Origin of the sequence: Kitasatospora sp. NPDC004669, from assembly GCF_040609455.1 — a bacterium.
In the GTDB taxonomy this organism is placed as follows: Bacteria; Actinomycetota; Actinomycetes; order Streptomycetales; family Streptomycetaceae; genus Kitasatospora.
Genome location: NZ_JBEXKB010000036.1, coordinates 1 through 14,108, shown reverse-complemented (window position 1 = coordinate 14,108; position 14,108 = coordinate 1). Strand labels below are relative to the sequence as shown.

The 14,108-nt window shown below is 72.6% G+C and carries 12 protein-coding genes and 1 pseudogene; 7 read left to right on the top strand and 6 right to left on the bottom strand.

Going from position 1 to position 14,108, the window contains the following annotated elements; all coding sequences use genetic code 11:
* Positions 1–23: 23 nt before the first annotated feature.
* From ABZW30_RS26880 to ABZW30_RS26860, 5 genes are all read right to left on the bottom strand, one after another.
* Positions 24–1,562, bottom strand: coding sequence for an MFS transporter (locus tag ABZW30_RS26880; protein ID WP_355673765.1), 1,539 nt, complete (start codon positions 1,560–1,562; stop codon positions 24–26).
* Positions 1,563–1,745: 183 nt separating this feature from the next.
* Positions 1,746–2,426: a TetR/AcrR family transcriptional regulator gene (locus ABZW30_RS26875; protein WP_355673764.1), complete on the bottom strand. Its 681-nt coding sequence runs from the start codon at positions 2,424–2,426 to the stop codon at positions 1,746–1,748.
* A 1,064-nt stretch (positions 2,427–3,490) separates the two neighbouring features.
* Positions 3,491–4,279 carry a VOC family protein gene (locus ABZW30_RS26870; RefSeq protein ID WP_355673763.1) on the bottom strand — a complete coding sequence of 263 codons (789 nt, stop codon included), beginning with the start codon at positions 4,277–4,279 and terminating at the stop codon, positions 3,491–3,493.
* 190 nt (positions 4,280–4,469) lie between these two features.
* Positions 4,470–4,916, bottom strand: coding sequence for a hemerythrin domain-containing protein (locus ABZW30_RS26865; protein WP_355673762.1), 447 nt, complete (start codon positions 4,914–4,916; stop codon positions 4,470–4,472).
* An 80-nt stretch (positions 4,917–4,996) separates the two neighbouring features.
* Positions 4,997–5,593: a TIGR03086 family metal-binding protein gene (locus tag ABZW30_RS26860; protein WP_355673761.1), complete on the bottom strand. Its 597-nt coding sequence runs from the start codon at positions 5,591–5,593 to the stop codon at positions 4,997–4,999.
* 188 nt (positions 5,594–5,781) lie between these two features.
* On the opposite strand from ABZW30_RS26860, the gene ABZW30_RS26855 reads away from it, so the two are divergent.
* Positions 5,782–6,354, top strand: coding sequence for a DoxX family membrane protein (locus ABZW30_RS26855; RefSeq protein WP_355673760.1), 573 nt, complete (start codon positions 5,782–5,784; stop codon positions 6,352–6,354).
* A gap of 239 nt (positions 6,355–6,593) precedes the next feature.
* Positions 6,594–8,864 carry a M9 family metallopeptidase gene (locus ABZW30_RS26850; protein WP_355673759.1) on the top strand — a complete coding sequence of 757 codons (2,271 nt, stop codon included), beginning with the start codon at positions 6,594–6,596 and terminating at the stop codon, positions 8,862–8,864.
* Positions 8,865–8,936: 72 nt separating this feature from the next.
* On the opposite strand, the gene ABZW30_RS26845 is transcribed toward ABZW30_RS26850, so the two are convergent.
* The gene (locus ABZW30_RS26845) at positions 8,937–9,698 is read right to left on the bottom strand and encodes a PP2C family serine/threonine-protein phosphatase (RefSeq protein ID WP_355673758.1); all 762 of its coding nucleotides are present in this window, start codon (positions 9,696–9,698) and stop codon (positions 8,937–8,939) included.
* Between the two features lie 166 nt (positions 9,699–9,864).
* Between ABZW30_RS26845 and ABZW30_RS26840 the strand changes: the two genes are divergently transcribed.
* From ABZW30_RS26840 to ABZW30_RS26820, 5 genes and pseudogenes are all read left to right on the top strand, one after another.
* A complete protein-coding gene (locus tag ABZW30_RS26840) occupies positions 9,865–10,989 on the top strand; it encodes an LLM class flavin-dependent oxidoreductase (RefSeq protein ID WP_355673757.1) in 1,125 nt (374 codons plus the stop codon).
* Positions 10,986–11,627, top strand: coding sequence for an FMN reductase (locus ABZW30_RS26835; RefSeq protein WP_355673756.1), 642 nt, complete (start codon positions 10,986–10,988; stop codon positions 11,625–11,627). Before ABZW30_RS26840 ends, ABZW30_RS26835 begins: the two co-directional genes overlap by 4 nt.
* 245 nt (positions 11,628–11,872) lie before the next feature.
* Positions 11,873–12,925 carry a Dyp-type peroxidase gene (locus ABZW30_RS26830; RefSeq protein WP_355673755.1) on the top strand — a complete coding sequence of 351 codons (1,053 nt, stop codon included), beginning with the start codon at positions 11,873–11,875 and terminating at the stop codon, positions 12,923–12,925.
* Positions 12,926–12,938: 13 nt separating this feature from the next.
* Positions 12,939–13,790: a family 1 encapsulin nanocompartment shell protein gene (locus ABZW30_RS26825; RefSeq protein WP_355673754.1), complete on the top strand. Its 852-nt coding sequence runs from the start codon at positions 12,939–12,941 to the stop codon at positions 13,788–13,790.
* 205 nt (positions 13,791–13,995) lie between these two features.
* Positions 13,996–14,108, top strand: a pseudogene (locus ABZW30_RS26820) (electron transfer flavoprotein subunit beta); the annotation flags it as partial.

Here is a 14,108-nt window from a genome sequence, read left to right as displayed (position 1 = left end):
GGACGGGCGGTACCCCGGGAGGGTCAGTGCACCAGCACCGGTACCTCGTCGCTCTTCGCGGCGTCCGAGCCCGCACCGGCACCCGCACCCGCCGCGCCGGGCCGGCCGGCGTTGACGAAGGTGAAGGCGACCGCGGCGGCCGCCACCAGGATCCCGAAGGACACCCAGATCGCGGTCGAGAAGCCGTGCACCATGCCCCCGAACTGCAGGGCCTTGGCGGCCGCCGGCGAGGTGGCCGCGGCGGCGGTGGCGTGCGAGGCCACCCAGCTGCTGGTGGCGCTGGCCGCGATGGTGTTCAGCAGCGCGGTGCCGATGGCGCCGCCGACCTGCTGCGAGGTGTTGACCATGGCGGAGGCCACACCCGCGTCACGCGGCTGGACGCCGTGCGTGGCGAGGCTCATGGCCGGCATGAAGGCGGTACCCATGCCGAGGCCCATCAGGATCAGGCCGGGCAGGATCAGCGCCGGGTACGAGGTGTCCAGACCGATGTGGGTCAGCAGGAACATGCCGACCGAGGCGGTCAGGAAGCCGGGCGCCATCAGGTAGCGCGCCGGGACCCGGGTCATCAGCCGGGCGCCGATCTGGGTCGAGCCGGTGATCATGCCCGCCACCATGGGCAGGAAGGCGACACCGGTCAGCACCGGGCTGTAGCCGAGCACGATCTGCAGGTAGTAGGTCAGGAAGAGGAACAGACCGAACATGCCGATCACGGCCATGCCCAGCGACAGGTACACCCCGCCGCGGTTGCGGTCGAGCACCACGCGCAGCGGCAGCAGCGGGGCCTTGACCCCGCGCTCCACCAGGACGAAGGCGGTCAGCAGCACGGCGGCCGCGGCGAACAGGGCCAGGGTGCTGCCGGCCGTCCAGCCGCTGGACTCGGCGCGGGTGAAGCCGTAGACCAGCGAGACCAGACCGGTGGTCACCAGCAGCACGCCGGGGACGTCCAGCTTGTTGCGGTTGCGGCCCTCGGCGGGCTCGCGGATCACCATGACGGCGCCGGCGGCGGCCACGATGGCGAACGGGATGTTGACGAAGAAGGTCCAGCGCCAGTTCATGTACTCGGTCAGCAGGCCGCCGAGGATCAGGCCGATGGCGCCACCGCCACCGGCGATCGCACCGTAGATGCCGAAGGCCTTGGCGCGCTCCTTGGCCTCGGTGAAGGTCACCGCGAGCAGCGACAGCGCAGCCGGTGCGAGCAGCGCGCCGAACACGCCCTGCAGGGCGCGGGCGCCGAGCAGCATCGTGGTGTTGGCCGCGGCGCCGCCGAGTGCGGAGGCGAGGGCGAAGCCGGTCAGGCCGACCACGAAGGTCCGCTTGCGGCCCCAGAGGTCCGCGATCCGGCCGCCGAACAGCAGCAGGCCGCCGAAGGCCAGCGCGTAGGCGGTGATCACCCACTGGCGGTTGCCGTCGGTGATGCCCAGGTCCTTCTGGGCGGAGGGCAGGGCGATGTTCACGATGGTCGCGTCGAGGACGACCATCAGCTGGGCGAGGCCGATGAAGATCAGCGCCTTCCAGCGCCGGGGATCGGGCAGCGTCGCCGGGCGGGCGTCGGTTTCAGGCATGGGGGTACTCACTTCACGGTGCGTGGCGTGCGAGAACGGTCAACTGCCGTACGGGAACGGCAGGTTGCCGCACGGACTCAGATGCGGGGTGCGGGCGCGCGAAGGCGTCCGGGCGGTGCCGGTCGGCGGCGCGACGGTAGGGGGCTGGTGGGTCGGATCAGTGGTGTCGGTCCAGGTGGTGGGTCAGTCCTGGGGTCGGAAGTCCTCGAAGGTCGCGGGGCGGCCGGGCAGGACCGAACGGGCCGGCGCGCGCAGGCCGTCCAGGAGCAGCTGCAGGTGCCGGTGGACGAACTCGTCGAGAAGCCCGCAGGAGGTGCCCGGCAGCGGCCGGGTCAGCTGGCTCATCGCGATGAACAGGTCCCCGTGGTCCACGTCGGACCGCAGTTCGCCCGCGGCCCGGGCGCGTTCCATCAGTCCGCTCACGGCGGTCCGCAGGCGCTCCCGGATCTCGGTCAGCTCAGGGTCGTAGGGGTCGATGGTGCTGGTGAAGACGGCGCAGAGCCCGCCGACCTTCTCCGCCACGGTCGCGTGCACGAACCGCTGCAGAGCGTCGAACGGACCGCCGCCCTCGCCCGCATCCGCCTCGGCCGCCGCCGTCTCGGCGAGGGCCAGGATGCGGTTCTTGACGAGCAGCGCCACCTCGCGGATCAGTGCCACCCGGTCCGGGAAGTTCCGGTACAGCGTGGCATTGCCGACCCCCGCCCGCTTCGCGATCTCGTCCAGCGGCGCATCGGCGCCGTGTTCGACGAACACGTCCCGGGCCGCCAGCACGATCCGCTCCCGGTTCCGGCTCGCGTCCGCGCGCAGCTTGGGCGCGCGCACACTCTCCGGGGTACGGGCCGACTCGGCGGCGACGGTGGTCATGGCGACTGCTCCTCCAGGATACCGGGGAAGTTCTCCCCGCTTCTGCCAACGTAGTCGGAAACGGGGAATCCGTCCCCGGAATTTCCGCCCAGGCTGTGACCTGCGCCACACTCCTTTCGTGATGTCCGCCGCCGACCGCATGGCGGCCGGCCACCTGCGCGTCCTCCGGAACACCCTCAGCCTCTCCCACGAGGTCCTCCGGAACCCCCGGCGGCCGCCACCCCGGCCTCCGGTCGCGCGACGGGCGCTGACGGACTGTCGGACCCGTCGACCAGGGTCGCCGCCATGAGCACCGTGATCGACGCCACCCTGCCCGAACCCGCCGCGCTCGCGGCCTTCGTGGACGTGCTGCTGGCCGGCGCCCCGGCCGGCACCGACCGCGCCGAACTGGAGCGGGCGGCCCGGGAGGCCTTCGTCGCCGAGGAGCCCGACCGGCTGCCCGACCACTGGTGGCTGGCCGTCCCCGGCGCGGCGTACGAGGCCGCGTTCGAGGTGCTCGGCCTGCACGACCGGATACCCGTCCCGGTGCGCTACGGGCTGGCGACCCAGACGTACGACGACAAGCACACCCCGGAGGGCGTCGTCCACCGGGTCTTCGTCACCCCGGAGTACGCCGGCTGGCGCCTGATCTACGCCGAGAGCCCGCTACGGGAGACCACCTGGTGGCTGCACGAGACCATCGAGCGCCTCAGCGCCGCCTGCGGCAGGGCCCAGGTGTACTACCGGGACGAGTTCTCCGACGCCCTCTGCTGGGCGGCCGCCGAGGACGGCGCCGTCGTCCGCGGCTACTGGCGCTACAACGACCCGGAGTGGACGGGCGAGCCGCTGGCGTGGGAGGAGGTGCTGACCGCCGCCGACTTCGAGGACGAGGAGGACTTCGAGGACTACTACACCGAGCCCAACGCCTCCGAGTCCGAGGACCACAACACCGCCGCTGCCCACCTCTCCCTCGACCCGTCCGCCATCACCCCCGCCACCCCCACCCGGCGGGACTCCGCCGAGGTCGTCGTTCGCAGTCGGTCCGACGACGTCCGCTACGAGAACGCTCGGCCGCTCGCGGCCGCTCAGCCCTTCGGGCAGATCACCGCGAACCGGGCGCCCTCGCGGTCCTGCAGCCGGGCCACCCGCCCGTACGGGGAGTCGAAGGCCGGGCCGACCGCCGAGCCGCCCAGCTCCAGGGCCCGGGCCAGGGCCCGGTCGGTGTCCGGGACGGCGAAGGAGACCTCCCAGTGCGGCGGTGTGCCCGCCGGACCGCCCGCCTGTTCCCTGGCCAGCGCCGCGACGCTGTGCCCCTCGGCGCGCAGCACCACCCGGTTGTGCTCCCAGCGGACCTCGAAGCGCTCCGGGTCGCGGCCGTCCCAGCGGAACACCTCGCCGTAGAACAGCGCCGCCGCGAACGGGTCCGGGGTGCGCAGCTCGATCCAGACCGGTGCGCCCGGCAGGTCGAGTTTCCGGGCGCGGCCCAGCGGGCCCTCCCAGATGCCGAACACCGCCCCGGCCGGGTCGGCCGCGAAGGCCACCCGCCCGGCGTCGAAGGGCAGCGGGCCGACCGCCAGGGTCGCACCGCGCTCGCGCACCGCGTCGGCGGCGGCGTCGGCGCTCTCCGTTCCGAAGTAGCTGGTCCAGGCCAGCGGCACGGCGCCGAGGCCGGCGAGCCCCAGCCCGGCCACCGCCTCCCCGCCGGTCACCGCGTGGACGTACGGGCCGAAGCGCTCCGGCCCGGGCTCGAAGTCCCAGCCGAGCAGCGGGCCGTAGAACTCCTCGGCGCTCTCCAGGTCCCGGGCCATCAGGCTCACCCAGCACGGAACGGCCGCCACGCAGCGCACCGCGGCGGTCGTCTCACCGCTGCCCATCGCGAACCTCCTCGCCCACCCGGCCGCCGGGCCCCTCCCGACTCCCACGGCCCACCGGCCGCCCGGGACGCCCACAGCCTAGGCCGACGGGGGTACGACCCCGGTGCAGGCACGGCCGGGGTGGGCGCACCCAGTTCCTGATCGGCCCGTGGGCCGGGGTTGGAGGCTCCGCCGGTGGTCGGCGGCCTCCTCAGGCCTCGGCTCGCTCCGCCCGCAGCCGCTCGCCCAGCGCCGCCCGGGCCGCGGCGGGCAGGGCCTTGCGGGCGGCCGGGAAGAGCAGCTTCTCCTCACCGGCCAGGTGTCGCCGGAGGGTGTCGGCGAGGCCGCTCAGCAGGGCGTCGAAGGCCGGGTCGGCCGGGCCGAGTCCCTGCAGGTCGGAGAGGTACTGTCCGATCGCGAGGTGGTCGTGGATGCTGCTGAACACCAGCGCCCCGCCGTCGGGCACGTCGTGCTGGACGACCGGGAAGAGGTACTCCTCCTCGGCGGAGCAGTGGGTGAACAGCAGGTCGGTCAGCCGGGCCACCAGCTCACCGCGCTCGGCGGAGCCGGCCGCCGAGGCCTCGACCCGGTCGAGCAGCTCGGTGACCGCCTTGTGGTCGGCGGTGAACTCGCCGAGGATGTCCGGCCTGCGGCTCATGGCGTGCCCGCCTCTCGTACGGGATCAAGGACGTACCCCCCCGTACCCTCCAGTATCCGGCGTGCCCGCTCCGACCCGCCTCACCCTCCGTCGCGCCGCCCGGTGAGGGCGAGCAGCCGGGCCTGCGCGCTCGCGTCCTCGGTGACGGGCAGCGGCGGGTCGAACAGCCCGCTGCCGGAGAGGTCCCCGTAGCCGCTGATCTCGCCGAGCGCGAAGTCCACCAGCTCCGCCGGGAGCCGGGTGCGGGTCCCGATGCCCTCGGCGAGGTCCCAGGTGTGCACCACCAGGTCGGTGGTGAGCTGGTCCAGGTAGTACTGCCCGGAGACGTCCGCGAAGGACAGGTGGACGGTGAGCTCGGCGGCGCCGGGGACGGCGAAGGCCTCCCGGGCGGCCTCGGCGGCGGCCGTCCAGGCGGCGACCGGGTTCGGGCCGAGCACGTCGCCGTCGAAGCGGCTGCCGACCTCGGCGATGGTGGCGCCCATCAGCAGCTCGGGCACCCAGAGCTGCTCGCCGGTGAGGTGGTTGACCAGGTCACGGACCGACCAGTCGGCGCACGGGGTGGGGGAGTCCCACTGGTCGGGTGTGACCAGCCGGACCCGTTCGTCGAAGGCGGCCAGCGCCTCGGGGTAGGGCGTGCCGGACCGGGCGGCCCGTCGGTGTTGCCTGCGTTGAGCCATGTCTCCACCCTGCCCCGGTCCGGGCGGGGCCCGCGACTCGCTCACGGGCCGTCAGTTGTTCAAATTCGAACTCCAAGGTACGGTCGAGGAGCGGCCGGTTCAAATTTGAACAACAGGCGTGGTTCACCGTCATCCGCCCGGTCGCATCACCACACCCCGACGACCGACCCCGATCGATGGAGACGCGCATGCCGAGCAGCAGCCCGAGCACGACCGCCGCCACCACCCCCGCCGTCCGCCCCGTCCGGGAGGGCGTCGGGTCCGCGACGACCTCCCCGCACGCCTACGACGCCGGCCTCCTGCTGCTGCGCCTGGCCATCGGCCTCACCATGGCCGCGCACGGCGGTCAGAAGCTGTTCGGCTGGTTCGGCGGTGGCGGCATCGACGGCACCGGTCAGTTCTTCACCATGAGCGGCTACCCGGCGGGCAACGCGATGGCCGTGGTCGCCGGCCTCGCCGAGGTGCTGGGCGGACTGGGCCTGGCCGTCGGCCTGTTGACCCCGCTGGCGGGCGCCGCGATCGTCGGCACGATGGTCAACGCGATCGCCGTCGTCTGGGGCGGCGGCTTCTTCGCCCCGAAGGGCAACGAGTACGAGCTGCTGCTGACGGCCGGTGCCGCCGCCCTCGCGCTGACCGGCCCGGGCCGCTACGCGGTGGACCGCTTCCTGCCGGTGCTGCGGGCGCATCGCCTGGCCTACGGCGTGGCCGCCGTGCTGGTCGGCCTGGCCACCGCCGGGGTGATCCTGCTGCTCCGCAAGTAGCCCGACTCGCCTGTCCGGAGGCCGTGGTGGCCGATCGCCGCCACGGCCTCCGCGCGTTTCCCGCGCAAACCGCGCACAATCCGGAGGCTTCCCAGGGGTATGTGATGTGTGCCATGGTACATGTCACATCCCCTGCCGTGTCCACGACAGCGCCGCCCCACGCGGCGCCGTCGCCAACGGTCCTCGCCCCCACCGGCCGCGCCCCGAGCCGCGGCCGACGACGGCCCGGAGGCCTCCACGTGAGTCCCGCACGTCTGCTGCGACTTCCGCAGCTGGCACGACTGTTAACGCTCGCCCTGACCCTGGTCCTGGCGATCGGCCTGTTCGCCCCGAGCGGCCACGCCACCCCCGCCGCCGCCCGCGGCGGCGCCGCGCCCGCCCCCACCGGCCCGGCCCCCCAGCCGGCCACCGGCACGCCCGAAAGCGCCGACGGCGAAGGGCGGTTCGCCTCCGCCGACCGGCGCTCCCCGCTCCCGCTGGACACCCGCCCGGCCGAGGCCCGCCCGTCCGTGAAGGCGGCCGGCCTGGCCGCCCAATCGGCCTGCAACGTCGGCGACTTCACCGGTCGGACCGGCAGCGCGCTGGTCCAGCAGATCACCTCCGTCGACACCCAGTGCATCAACCAGCTGTTCCAGCTCACCGGCACCGACGCCGGCGGCGCGTTCCGCGAGGAGCAGATGACCACCGTGGCGTACGCGCTGCGCGACGCCTCGGCCGGCTACCCGGGCGACGACAGCACCGCCGTCGGGCAGTTGGTGCTCTACCTGCGCGCCGGCTACTTCGTGCAGTGGTACCACTCGGGCGACGTCGGCACCTACGGCACCACCCTGCAGACCGCGATCCGCGCCGCGCTGGACGCCTTCTTCGCCAGTGCCCACTCGCGTGACGTCAGCTCGGCCAACGCGGCCATCCTGGGCGAGGCCGTCACCCTGATCGACAGCGCCCAGGAGAACATCCGCTACCTGTGGGTGGTCAGGCAGCTGCTGAACGACTACGTCAGCGCCACCTGGAACCCGGTCGGCATGGCGTGGGCGGTGAACCCGGCGTTCACCGTACTGTTCCGCGGCCACCAGCTGACCGGCTTCGAGGCGGCCGTCGAGGCCGACCCGAGCGTGCTGGACGCGCTGTCCGGCTTCGTGGCCCGCAACGAGGACCAAGTCGGCGGCGCCTACGGCGTGTTGGAGTACAACTCCGCCAAGGAGCTGGGTCGCTTCCTGAAGTACCCCGGGCTCCAGGCCAAGGTCCGTCCGCTCGCCCAGGCGCTGGCCGCGCAGGCCGCGCCGAGCGGCCGCATGGTCTACCAGTGGGCCGCGGTCGCCGAGTCGGTCGGCTACTACGACGCCGCCAACTGCTCGTACTACGGCACCTGCAACGCCGCCGACCAGCTCAAGTCCGGTGTGCTGAAGGTGAACTACACCTGCAGCCAGAGCATCAGGCTGATCGCCCAGGCGCTGGACAGCGCCCAGCTCACCACCGCCTGCACCAGCCTGACCGGCCAGGACGCCTACTTCCACTCGGTGGTCCGGGACGACGGTCCGGTCAAGGACGACCACAATGACACCATCGAGGTCGTGGTCTTCCACTCCTCCTTCGACTACCAGGTGCTCGCCGCCGCCATCTACGGCATCGACACCAACAACGGCGGCATCTACCTGGAGGGCGACCCGGCCGCCGTCGGCAACCAGCCGCGCTTCCTCTGCTACGAGGCCGAGTGGGTCCGCCCGGCGTTCCAGATCTGGAACCTCAACCACGAGTACACCCACTACCTCGACGGCCGCTTCGACATGTACGGCGACTTCAACGCCGGGATGTCCACCCCGACCGTCTGGTGGGTCGAGGGCTTCGCCGAGTACGTCTCCTACTCGTACCGCCAGGTCACCAACGACGGCGCCGTCGCCGCGGCCGCCCGGCACACTTACAAGCTGAGCGACCTCTTCGACACCGTCTACGGCGACCAGGAGCGGGTCTACCGCTGGGGCTACCTCGCCGTCCGCTACATGCTGGAGCAGCACCGTGCCGACGTGGACGCCGTGCTCGCCAAGTACCGGGTGGGGGACTGGAACGGCGCCCGCACCCTGCTCAAGACCACCATCGGCACCGGCTACGACGCCGACTTCGACAGCTGGCTGACCGCCTGCGCGAACGGCGCCTGCGCCACCACCCCGACCGTCCCGAAGGTGCCCGAGTGCACCGCCGCCGACACCCGCCAGCTGGGCGCGAACTGCGGCCGCAGCAACGTCGCCGCCACCACCGGCAACTACGCCCACTTCTACCTCCTGGTGCCGGCCGGCACCCAGCAGGTGAAGATCACCACCAGCGGCGGGACGGGCAACGCCGACCTCTACTACAACCCCGGCAGCTGGGCGTACACCAACGCCTACGCGGCACGCTCGGCGGGCCCGGACAACTCCGAGACGCTGACCGTCACCAACCCGCCGGCCGGGTACGTCTACTTCAGCCTCTACGCCCAGCAGGGCTTCAGCGGGGTGAACGTCACGAGCCAGTTCTGATCGGCCCGGCGAACCGCCCCGGCACCCCGCCGGGGCGGTTCCGTGTGCCCGGGGCCGACCGTGCCCCGGCGGTCAGTCGCCGATCTGCACCAGCGCCAGGGTGATGTTGTCCGGCCCGCCCGCCTCGATCGCCGCCTTCCACAGGTCGAACGCGGCCCTCCCGTCGGCCCGCTCCGACCCCTCGTACGGCCGGGCGAGCAACTCGGCCAGCTCCTCCTCGGGCACCGGGTCGGTCAGCCCGTCGCTGCACACCAGGTAGCGGTCGCCGGTGGCCAGTGGCGCGGCCCGCACATGCGGCTCGACGAAGGTGAGCCCGAGCGAGCCGCCCAGGGTCTGGGTGACCATCGAGGTGGTGCGCCGGCCGGGCGGCAGCGGCGGGCTGTCGTCCACGCTGACCCGGTGCAGTCCGTCCCCGGTGATCCGGTAGACCCGGCTGTCGCCGACGTTGAAGGCCACCGCCTGCTCGGGCAGCAGCACCAGCCCGGCGACCGTGGTGCCCATCGCGGCCAGCTCCGGCGCCCCGGCCGCGGCCGCGTACACCGCCCGGTTGCACTCCTGCAGCTCGTCCCGGACGGCCTCCTCGCCGTCCAGTCCGCCCCCGGCGAGGGCCAGCCGGCGGGCGACCAGGGCGCTGGCCACCTCGCCGCCGGGGTGGCCGCCCAGGCCGTCGGCCACCGCGACCACGCAGGGCGGGCCGAGCGGGAAGAGCAGGGTCTGCGGGTTGGTGGTCACGGTGGCGCAGAGCGTCCACGGCCCGACCGTGAGGCTGTCCTCGTTGTGCTCCCGCACCAGGCCCTCGTGGCTCAGTGCGCTCACCGCGATGTACGGCGCCATCGTTTGCCGCCTTCCGGAGCCCTCCTCCCATTGTCGGTGCCCCGCCTTCCGTTGTCGGCGGGAGCGGCGGGAGCGGCGGGAGCACAGGGGAATAGCGAGCCCCGTCCGGATGCTAAGGTGGTTGAAAGTTGAACGACCTGGAACCATCTGGAGTGTGGTGAGCAGCATGCAGTTCGGAATCTTCACCGTCGGCGACGTCACCCCCGACCCGACCACCGGCCGCACCCCGAGCGAGCACGAGCGGATCAAGGCGATGACGGCCATCGCGCGCAAGGCCGAGGAGGTCGGCCTGGACGTCTTCGCGACCGGCGAGCACCACAACCCGCCGTTCGTCCCGTCCTCGCCGACGACCATGCTCGGCTACATCGCCGCGCAGACCGACCGCATCATCCTCTCCACCTCGACCACACTGATCACCACCAACGACCCGGTGAAGATCGCCGAGGACTTCGCGATGCTCCAGCACCTCGCCGAGGGCCGGGTGGACGTGATGATGGGCCGCGGCAACACCGGCCCGGTCTACCCCTGGTTCGGCAAGGACATCCGCCAGGGCATCCCGCTCGCGGTCGAGAACTACGCGCTGCTGCACCAGCTGTGGCGCGAGGAGGTCGTGGACTGGCAGGGCCGCTTCCGCACCCCGCTGCAGGGCTTCACCTCCACCCCGCGCCCGCTGGACGACGTCCCGCCGTTCGTCTGGCACGGCTCGATCCGCAGCCCGGAGATCGCCGAGCAGGCCGCCTACTACGGGGACGGCTTCTTCGCGAACAACATCTTCTGGCCCAAGGAGCACTTCCGGAGGCTGGTCAACCTCTACCGCGAGCGCTACGCCCACTACGGCCACGGCACGCCCGAGCAGGCGATCGTCGGTCTCGGCGGGCAGGTGTTCATGCGCAGGAACTCCCAGGACGCGGTGCGCGAGTTCCGTCCGTACTTCGACAACGCGCCGGTGTACGGGCACGGGCCGTCGCTGGAGGAGTTCACCGAGCAGACCCCGCTGACCGTAGGCAGCCCGCAGGAGGTCATCGAGAAGACGCTGACCTTCCGCGAGACCTTCGGCGACTACCAGCGCCAGCTGTTCCTGATGGACCACGCCGGGCTGCCGCTGAAGACCGTACTGGAGCAGTTGGACCTGCTCGGCGGGGAGGTCGTGCCGGTGCTGCGCGAGGAGTTCGCCAAGGGCCGCCCGGCCGAGGTGCCGGACGGGCCGACCCACGCTGCGCTGGTCGCGGCCCGCGACGGGAAGGCCGACGAGGAGAAGGCCGACGACGAGAAGGCGGAGGTGGCCAAGTGACCGTGTTCAAGCTGGCGGTGGTGAGCGCCGGGCTGAGCAAGCCGTCCTCGACGCGCCTGCTGGCGGACCGGCTCGCCGAGTCGACCGTACGGCAACTCGCCCTGGACGGTCGGGAGGTGGAGGTCGCCGTAGTCGAACTGCGGGACCTCGCCGTGGACATCGCCAACAACTTCGTCACCGGCTTCCCGGCCGCCGCGCTGCGCGAGGCGATCGACACGGTGACGGAGGCGGACGCGGTGATCGCGGTGACGCCGATCTTCACGGCCTCCTACAGCGGCCTGTTCAAGTCCTTCTTCGACGTGATCGACCAGGACGCGCTGACCGGCAAGCCGGTGCTGATCGCCGCCACCGGCGGGACGCCCCGGCACTCGCTCGCCCTGGAGCACGCCGTCCGGCCGCTGTTCAGCCACCTGCGCGCGGTGGTGCTGCCGACCGCCGTGTACGCGGCCACCGGCGACTGGGGTACGGCGGGCGACGCGCTCACCGACGACCTGCCGGGCCGGATCGACCGCGCGGCGGGCGAGCTGGCGGCCCTGCTGGCCGGCCGCGGCCCGGCGGCGCGGCACCAACGGCTGAGGGACTCGCTGCCCGAGCAGGTGGTGCCCTTCGCCGAGCAGCTGGCGGCGCTGCGGGGCTAGGGGCGGACCACCCCAACGGCCCTGCCGGAGCACCCTCCGGCAGGGCCGTTCGGCTGTGTGTCGACCGTGCCGAACTGTCCGCTATGCGATGTAATCATTGGCATGATCGGATTGGCACTGATCCATCACGCTCTGTGCACACCGCTGCGGGGGCACCCGTCGCGAGCCGGCTGCGTGAGGCGGAGATCCGCCGACCACCGCGCCGAGTGGGAAGCCACCCGGGCGTCGTGAGGAGGAGCGCTTCCATGCAGCCCGAACCGCAGGCCGTGCTCTCCCCGCTGACCAGCGCGGCCGTCTTCCTGGTCCTCACCGTCGAACCCGGCGGCGAGGACGCCGTGCGCGAGCTGCTGCCCGACCTCGCCGGACTGCGCCGGGCCGTCGGCTTCCGAGCCCCCGAGGGTGGTCTCACCTGCGTCACCGGCATCGGCTCCGACGCCTGGGACCGGCTCTTCACCGGCCCCAGGCCCGCCGGGCTGCACCCCTTCCGCGAGGTGGCCGGCCCCCGCCACCGGGCCCCGGCCACCCCCGGCGACCTGCTGCTGCACCTGCGGGCAGCCCGGATGGACCTCTGCTTCGAACTGGCCACCCGGATCACCGACCGGCTCGCCGGGGCGGCCACCGCGGTCGACTCCGTCCAGGGCTTCAAGTACTTCGACGACCGGGACCTGCTCGGCTTCGTGGACGGCACCGAGAACCCCGAGGGCAGGGCCGCCGAGACCGCCGCCGTGGTGGGGGAGGAGGACCCGGACTTCGCCGGCGGCAGCTACGTCATCGTCCAGAAGTACCTGCACGACCTGGACAAGTGGAACGCGCTGGGCGTGGACGTGCAGGAGCGGGCGGTGGGCCGGACCAAGCTCACCGACATCGAGTTCGACGACGACGCCAAGCCCGCCGACTCGCACGTCGCACTCACCACCCTGACCGGCCCGAACGGCGAGGAGCGGCAGATCGTCCGCTTCAACATGCCGTTCGGCTCCTTCGGTTCGGCCGGCTCCGTCGGTTCGGCCGGCAGGGGCGGCGAGTTCGGGACCTACTTCATCGGCTACGCCCGTGACCCCGAGGTCACCGAGGAGATGCTGCGCAACATGTTCGTCGGCCGCCCGCCGGGCACCACCGACCGGCTGCTCGACTTCTCCACCGCCGTCACCGGCTCGCTGTTCTTCGTCCCGACCGCCGACTTCCTGGACTCCCCGTCGCCCGCGCCCGTCGCCCCCGCTGCCGACCCCGACCCCGACCCCGCCCCCGATCGTGCCGGGGACGGCTCGCTCGGCATCGGCAGCCTCAAGCAGACCCCCTGAACAGGACCCGCGCATGAACAACCTCCACCGGGACCTCGCCCCGATCTCCGCCGCCGCGTGGGAGGAGATCGAGGAGGAGGCCCGTCAGACCTTCAAGCTGCACATCGCCGGCCGCCGGGTGGTCGACCTGCACGGCCCCGAGGGCGCCACCCTGGCCGCCGTCGGCACCGGCCACCTGACCGACCTCGAACCGCCCCTCGACGGGGTCCAGGCGCACGCCCGCGCCAGCCGCCCGGTGGTCGAGCTGCGCGTCCCCTTCACCGTCGCCCGCTCGGCCGTGGACGCCGTCGAACGCGGCTCCCGGGACTCCGACTGGCAGCCCGCCAAGGACGCAGCCCGCACCCTGGCCCTCGCCGAGGACCGCGCCGTCTTCGAGGGGTACGACGCCGCCGCCATCGAGGGCATCCGGGCCGCCTCCGGCAACCCGTCGGTCCGACTCCCCGAGGACGTCCGCGAGTACCCCGAGGCCGTCAGCCGCGCCCTCACGGCGCTGCGCCTGGCCGGGGTCGGCGGGCCGTACTCACTCCTGCTCGGCGCGGCGGCCTTCACCGCCGTCAACGAGACCAGCGACCACGGGTACCCCGTCCACAACCACCTCGCCCGCCTGCTGGACGGCGACATCATCTGGGCCCCCGCCATCGAGGGGGCCTTCCTGCTGTCCACCCGAGGCGGTGACTTCGAGCTCTTCCTCGGTCAGGACGTCTCCGTCGGCTACCTCTCCCACGACGCCGACTCCATTCGGCTCTACCTTCAGGAGTCGTTGACGTTCCGCGTCTACACGGGGGAGGCGGCCGTGGCCCTCGGCGGACCGGCGGCGACGCCCGTGGACGGCCCCCGGGCCCCCGGCCACCGGGAAGGGTACTGAGTGCCTTTACCAGGGGTACTGAGTGCCGTAAGCTCTCGGTGGAGCCTCTGACGCCAGTCGAAGAGAGCCGACACGGCATGCCGGTCCAGGTGGCGCTTGCGGCGCATGGGTCGCGGCCGGGCCGGACTTGGCACTCAGTACCCTCGGCATGACCTGAGGCCATGGATCCAGTGCATCCGTGCACCCGTGACAGGAGATACCGCTCATGAGCTTGAGGATCGTCGTCTGTGTGAAGTACGTGCCGGACGCGACGGGTGACCGTCGTTTCGCGGACGACCACACCACCGACCGGGAGGGCGTGGACGGCCTCCTGTCGGA

Bases quoted from the DNA above. Each gene is read 5' to 3' on its own strand.
- ABZW30_RS26855 (WP_355673760.1), top strand. From the start codon at position 5,782: ATGCCGAGCAGCAGCCCGAGCACGACCGCCGCCACCACCCCCGCCGTC.
- ABZW30_RS26870 (WP_355673763.1), bottom strand. From the start codon at position 4,279: ATGGGCAGCGGTGAGACGACCGCCGCGGTGCGCTGCGTGGCGGCCGTT.
- ABZW30_RS26860 (WP_355673761.1), bottom strand. From the start codon at position 5,593: ATGGCTCAACGCAGGCAACACCGACGGGCCGCCCGGTCCGGCACGCCC.
- ABZW30_RS26880 (WP_355673765.1), bottom strand. From the start codon at position 1,562: ATGCCTGAAACCGACGCCCGCCCGGCGACGCTGCCCGATCCCCGGCGC.
- ABZW30_RS26865 (WP_355673762.1), bottom strand. From the start codon at position 4,916: ATGAGCCGCAGGCCGGACATCCTCGGCGAGTTCACCGCCGACCACAAG.
- ABZW30_RS26875 (WP_355673764.1), bottom strand. From the start codon at position 2,426: ATGACCACCGTCGCCGCCGAGTCGGCCCGTACCCCGGAGAGTGTGCGC.
- ABZW30_RS26825 (WP_355673754.1), top strand. From the start codon at position 12,939: ATGAACAACCTCCACCGGGACCTCGCCCCGATCTCCGCCGCCGCGTGG.
- ABZW30_RS26845 (WP_355673758.1), bottom strand. From the start codon at position 9,698: ATGGCGCCGTACATCGCGGTGAGCGCACTGAGCCACGAGGGCCTGGTG.
- ABZW30_RS26840 (WP_355673757.1), top strand. From the start codon at position 9,865: ATGCAGTTCGGAATCTTCACCGTCGGCGACGTCACCCCCGACCCGACC.
- ABZW30_RS26830 (WP_355673755.1), top strand. From the start codon at position 11,873: ATGCAGCCCGAACCGCAGGCCGTGCTCTCCCCGCTGACCAGCGCGGCC.